The sequence below is a fragment of the Tunicatimonas sp. genome, from assembly GCF_049647865.1.
Lineage (GTDB): Bacteria > Bacteroidota > Bacteroidia > Cytophagales > Cyclobacteriaceae > Tunicatimonas.
This window is the reverse complement of record NZ_JBARYM010000319.1, coordinates 1-3,440: the sequence shown is the minus strand read 5'-3', so window position 1 is coordinate 3,440 and position 3,440 is coordinate 1. Positions and strand designations below refer to the sequence as shown.

The following is a 3,440-nucleotide window of genomic DNA, read 5'->3' as shown; positions in this document are numbered from 1 at the left end:
TCGGGCAACGAGGGCACCAGCGGACTCTACGTTCGGGGAGGCGGCCCCGACCAAAACTTGATTCTGCTGGATGGGGTTCCGGTCTATAATGCTTCTCACTTATTCGGATTCTTCTCGGTGTTCAATGCCGATGCTATCAACAATGTACAACTCATTAAGGGTGGTTTTCCGGCTCGTTACGGTGGCCGACTTTCGTCCGTGATTGATATTAGTATGAAGGAGGGGAACATGAAGGAATTTCACGGAGAAGGCTCGCTGGGACTGATTGCAGGAAAACTTACTTTGGAAGGGCCCATTGTAAAGGATAAAAGTTCGTTCATTATTTCCGGGCGGCGCACCTGGATTGACATACTAGCCCGTCCGCTCATCAGAGCCCAAACGGACGGTGATGAAACCGTAGGTTACTATTTTTACGATCTCAATGCCAAGGTAAACTATAAGTTTTCGGACCGCGACCGGCTTTATCTGAGTGCGTACCTAGGAGATGATCGCTTTTACGCCCGCTACAACTACACTGACTCCTTTAGCGGAGTTGAATTGGAAGACATGGATGAATCCGGTCTACAGTGGGGGAACATTACCTCGGCCTTGCGGTGGAACCATATGTTTACTCCCAAATTGTTTAGCAATACCACGCTTACCTACAGCCGCTACCGTTTCGATATCAGCAATGAGTACCGTTACGAATATCTGGGCGACTCGGCTAATCAGAAGTTAGTAGACAGCGGTTTTGCTAAGTACCTATCGGGCATCGAAGACTTTGCCGCCAAGATTGATTTTGATTATTTGCCCTCTCCTAACCACTTCATACGCTTCGGAGTGAACGCTATCCACCATACGTTCCGCCCGGGAGCACTGAACATACAGTACGACGACGATTTTTCGAGAGACGCTTTAGATACGTTACTAGGTTCTCAGGAGACGCAGGCGATAGAGTTTGCTGCTTATGTGGAGGATGATATAGAAATTACCAATCGTTTAAAGATTAATGCCGGACTTCACTTCTCCGGTTTTTACGTGAATGATCAATTATATACTTCATTACAACCTCGTATTGCCGGACGTTACTTACTGAATGAGCAACTTTCGCTAAAGGCCTCTTACGTACAAATGGCCCAGTTTATTCACCTGCTTACTAACTCCGGTATTGGCCTACCAACTGATTTATGGGTTCCGGCTACGGATCGAGTGCGCCCGCAAACCGCGCAACAGTGGGCCTTAGGCGGAGCCTACAACTGGCGGTCGGGCTACGAAATAAGTCTGGAAGGGTACTACAAAAGCATGCGCAATCTCATTGAGTACCGCGAGGGCGCTGATTTTATTAATGTAAACCAAGACTGGCAAGATAAAGTAGCGGTAGGCGACGGCCGAAGCTACGGAGCCGAATTACTCATTCAAAAGAAAAAGGGGCGTACTACCGGTTGGCTAGGCTACACGCTTTCTTGGACCGACCGCCAGTTCGATGACCTTAATTTTGGCGAGCGATTTCCCTATAAATATGACCGTCGCCACGACTTGGGATTAGCCGTAGTGCACGAGTGGCGGGAAAATATTGATATATCGGCCACATGGGTGTACGGCAGCGGAAATACCGTAACACTGCCTACTGCCATTTACCAAGGTTCTGGTCATACTTCTCCCTTCGGGGACGTGTATCATTACGGTGACCGGAATGGTTTTCGGATGCGGGCTTTTCATCGGCTGGATGCTAGCATTACCTTCCGAAAGCAAAACCGCTGGGGCGAACGAGCTTGGGTATTTGGAGTATATAATGCGTACAGCCGGCAAAACCCCTTTTATATGTACTTAGACCCATCCTATGAACCGGGACAGGATGCTCAGTTTAAACAAGTCAGTCTGTTCCCCATTATTCCGTCCATCAGTTACCGCTTTAACTTTTAACTACTATGAAATATTCCATAATTCTTCTAGGCCTAACGCTACTGGGTGTCGCTGCCTGTGAGACAGTAGTTGATATAGATGTTCCCCAAGAAGCTCCCAGATTGGTCGTCACTTCATTTATCGGAGTTGATGGTCCGGTCTGGGTAAGTCTAAGTCAGAGTAAATCAGCTTTGAGTAGCGCTCCTATTCGTGGCGTTTCAGGAGCGCAAATATCGTTATTAGAGGATGGGCAACCGGTAGCTACTTTACAAGAAGTAATAGTTCCTGATTCCATTTCCCGCGACCGTATAGACTTTATCACAAGCTACCGTAGTGAATATGTCCCATCAGCCGGGAAAGAATACACGTTGCAAATCAGTAAAGAAGGGTTTGAGCCAGTAGAAGCTACAGCAACTGTAACACCTCCCATACCAATTGCTAATTTACAGTATGATACTACTGTTGTCACTTTTTATGACTATAATCCCGTAACCGACTCTTCTACTATAACGCAGCAACCCGTACTCGACCGAGTCCGACTTACTATTGACGACCCTGCCGAAGAAATGAATTTTTATGAAATTTTAGTACTATACTATAGAACTGATTATCGTTATGAGATTGATGATAATGGTAATTACACCGTAGTAGATTCTTCTCGCTACCTATCTTCGCCTCAATTAATCAGCGAAGATCCCGTAGTAGACGATGGTGACAATTTTCTTGAAGGAGATGATGATTATTATTGGTGGGGAAACTCCTCTTTCATGTTCTCCGATGAAATATTTAATGGCCGACGCTATACTTTTAACTTCAATATCAATCGAGATAGAGGCTTTAACATTGCTAATAATCATGGCTTTAGCTCTTCTCAGGAAGAAGCTTCCGAGTATTTTATTACCCTACGTACGCTTAGCGAAGCACAGTATCGCCATATGCTCTCAGTAGACCTTCAGCGCGAAACCGACGGCAACCCGTTTGCCGAACCCGTACCTATCTACAGTAACATCCAGGGTGGCTACGGTATTTTTGTAGGCTATAGTGCTGATGTGGATACGGTAAGTTTGGAATAGGGTGTTCAGGCCGTCGTGGAACGATGTTCAGAATTTTCGCTTTAACATGAAAACACAAATACATTAAAACCTGAACACATTTTTATTTTCTACTGTTTTTAGTAAATTCGCAGCCTGTTTGAAAACTAAGTAATAGAATTATTATGGCCGTTACCCGATTAGAACGTAAAGGATTACGCAATAAAGCCCGCGCCAAAGCTCGTAAGCAGCGCATTAAAGAATTAAGCAAACAACCTCCGATTAAAAATATAGATGTAGAGGCTATTAAAGAAGAGTTTGCCAAAAAATCGGGCAAACCTGTAGCCAAAAAGGAAACAAAGAAAGAAGAAGCTTCCAAGGCTGAAGAAGCTAAAGCTGAATCAACTCCTGTTGAGGAAGTAAAGGAAGAAGCCCCGAAGGCTAAAGAAGCTAAAGCTAAATCAGAGCCAGAGAAGGAGAAGAAAGAAGAAGTAGCTGCTACTAAGGCTAAAGCGGATAGCTCTACAG

General features: G+C 45.2%; 3 protein-coding genes. All 3 read left to right on the top strand.

Annotation, left to right across the window (positions count from 1 at the left end; genetic code table 11):
• Positions 1 to 1,902: TonB-dependent receptor plug domain-containing protein (locus tag WBA23_RS09720; RefSeq protein ID WP_424582084.1), on the top strand; the 1,902-nt coding region annotated here is incomplete at its 5' end.
• Positions 1,903 to 1,907: 5 nt separating this feature from the next.
• Positions 1,908 to 2,954, top strand: coding sequence for a DUF4249 domain-containing protein (locus tag WBA23_RS09715; protein WP_424582083.1), 1,047 nt, complete (start codon positions 1,908 to 1,910; stop codon positions 2,952 to 2,954).
• A gap of 143 nt (positions 2,955 to 3,097) precedes the next feature.
• The coding region (locus tag WBA23_RS09710; protein WP_424582082.1) for a hypothetical protein at positions 3,098 to 3,440 on the top strand (343 nt) is incomplete at its 3' end.

Bases quoted from the DNA above. Each gene is read 5' to 3' on its own strand.
- WBA23_RS09715 (WP_424582083.1), top strand. From the start codon at position 1,908: ATGAAATATTCCATAATTCTTCTAGGCCTAACGCTACTGGGTGTCGCT.